Annotated in this window: 4 protein-coding genes and 1 pseudogene; 2 read left to right on the top strand and 3 right to left on the bottom strand. The window is 49.3% G+C overall.

Annotated elements, in window-relative coordinates:
- From gpG to OQV04_RS24415, 3 genes and pseudogenes are all read right to left on the bottom strand, one after another.
- Nucleotides 1-313, bottom strand: a 313-nt coding sequence (gene gpG / locus OQV04_RS24425) for a phage tail assembly chaperone G (protein WP_247806878.1), incomplete at its 3' end; no start/stop codon positions are given.
- 15 nt (nucleotides 314-328) lie between these two features.
- Complete coding sequence (locus OQV04_RS24420) at nucleotides 329-619, bottom strand: Ig-like domain-containing protein (protein WP_375156540.1); 291 nt, start codon at nucleotides 617-619, stop codon at nucleotides 329-331.
- 39 nt (nucleotides 620-658) lie between these two features.
- Nucleotides 659-1,153 (bottom strand): annotated as a pseudogene (locus tag OQV04_RS24415) (terminase small subunit); the annotation flags it as partial.
- Between the two features lie 388 nt (nucleotides 1,154-1,541).
- Here OQV04_RS24415 and OQV04_RS24410 point away from each other — a divergent pair.
- Together OQV04_RS24410 and OQV04_RS24405 are read left to right on the top strand one after the other, a co-directional pair.
- Nucleotides 1,542-1,775 carry a YlcI/YnfO family protein gene (locus OQV04_RS24410; RefSeq protein WP_001309326.1) on the top strand — a complete coding sequence of 78 codons (234 nt, stop codon included), beginning with the start codon at nucleotides 1,542-1,544 and terminating at the stop codon, nucleotides 1,773-1,775.
- Between the two features lie 57 nt (nucleotides 1,776-1,832).
- Nucleotides 1,833-1,962: DUF1398 family protein (locus OQV04_RS24405; RefSeq protein WP_134811236.1), on the top strand; the 130-nt coding region annotated here is incomplete at its 3' end.

The raw sequence follows: 1,962 nt of genomic DNA, 5'->3' as shown, positions 1-1,962 counted from the left end.
TCCGCGTTACCAGCAGCGTTAACGGTGATGGTGTGTCCATGTGAACCAATCGCAACGGAGTGCGTATGAGCACCAATTCATTCATAGAAGGCAGCTTTGTCTTCTGCGGATGGTTATGCCACAGGGACATCGCCACCACAAAAGCGCCGGTTCTGATGGCGTCTTCCACAGTAAACTTCCGGTTGCTGTCTGACTCCGCCTGTTCTGCCTGTCGTTTCATCAGGGCGAGATGCTCAATACGCTGCAGGGCTGACAGTTCAGAAAGCGTGACGGTCACACCGTTATGTTCAAATGATTCGGTTTTCAGGAACATCGCTGACTCTCCGGATTAACTGGCGGTGACGTTGATTTCTGCAACCGCAGCAAACTCACCATTACCGGATACGACCGGAATGTTGACCTTGCCTGCAGCAACACCTTTCACGGTGATGGTCATACCACTGACCGACACGGTGGCTTTTGTTTTATCCGCAGACACCGCACGGAAGCTCTTGTCGGTTGCGCCTTCCGGCTGGAATGCCACGGTCAGCGTCGTGCTCTGCCCTTTCACCACCGAGGTGCTGGCAGGCGTCACGGTCATGCCGGTTGCCGCTGTTACCGTGCTGCGATCTTCTGCCATCGACGGACGTCCTACGTTGGTGACTTTCACCGTGCGGGTAATCACTTCCTTCGCCGTCACCGCCTTACCGATACTGCTGACCCAGCCGCGGAACACATCGACCGTGCCGTTCGGGAAACGCCGCTGCACCGACAGGGGGATCCCGTCGAGAATACTGGCAATTTCACCTGCGATCCGCGACAGCACGAAAGTACAGAATGCGGTTTCCACCACTTCAGCGGAGTCTCTGGCATTTTTCAGCTCCTGTGCGTCGGCCTGCGCACGCGTAAGTCGATGGCGTTCGTACTCAATAGTCCCTGGCTGGAGATCTGTCTCGCTGGCCTGCCGCAGTTCTTCAACTTCCCGGCGCAGCTTTTCGTTCTCAATTTCAGCATCCCTTTCGGCATACCATCTTATAACGGCGGCAGAGTCATAAAGCACCTCATTACCCTTGCCACCGCCTCGCAGAACGGGCATTCCCTGTTCCTGCCAGTTCTGAATGGTACGGATACTCGCACCGAAAATGTCAGCCAGCTGCTTTTTGTTGACTTCCATTGTTCATTCCACGGCCAAAAACAGAGAAAGGAAACGACAAAGGCCCAAAAGTTCGTTTTCAGCACCTGTCGTTTCCTTTCTTTTCAGGGGGTATTTTAAATAAAAACATTAAGTTACGACGAAGAAGAACGGAAACGCCTTAAACCGGAAAATTTTCATAAATAGCGAAAACCCGCGAGGTCGCCGCCCCGTAACCTGTCGGATCGCCGGAAAGGACCCGCAAAATGATAATAATTATCATCTGCATGTCACAACGTGCATCTACGCCATCAAACCACGTCAAATAATCAATTATGACGCAGGTATCATATTAATTGATCTGCATCAACTTAACGTAAAAACAACTTCAGACAATACAAATCAGCGACACTGAATACGGGACAACCTCATGTCAACGAAGAACAGAACCCGCAGAACAACAACCCGCAACATCCGCTTTCCTAACCAAATGATTGAACAAATTAACATCGCTCTTGATCAAAAAGGGTCCGGGAATTTCTCAGCCTGGGTCATTGAAGCCTGCCGCCGAAGACTGTGCTCAGAAAAAAGAGTTTCGCCTGAAGCAAACAAAGAAAAGAGTGACATTACTGAATTGCTCAGAAAGCAGGTCAGACCAGATTGAAGCAATTTAGATAATCGTGCAGACTAGGTACCTTCATATCACATGGAAGGTACTACAATGGCTCAGGTTGCCATTTTTAAACAAATATTCGATAAAGTGCGAAATAATTTAAACTATCACTGGTTTTATTCTGAACTAAAACGTCACAATGTCTCACATTACATTTACTATTTAGCCACAGAGAATA

Source organism: Escherichia sp. Lx600-2 (genome assembly GCF_036662595.1).
GTDB classification, from domain to species: Bacteria; Pseudomonadota; Gammaproteobacteria; order Enterobacterales; family Enterobacteriaceae; genus Escherichia; species Escherichia coli.
Note: the sequence above shows the minus strand (reverse complement) of the source record. Positions and strands in the feature narration are given on the sequence as shown.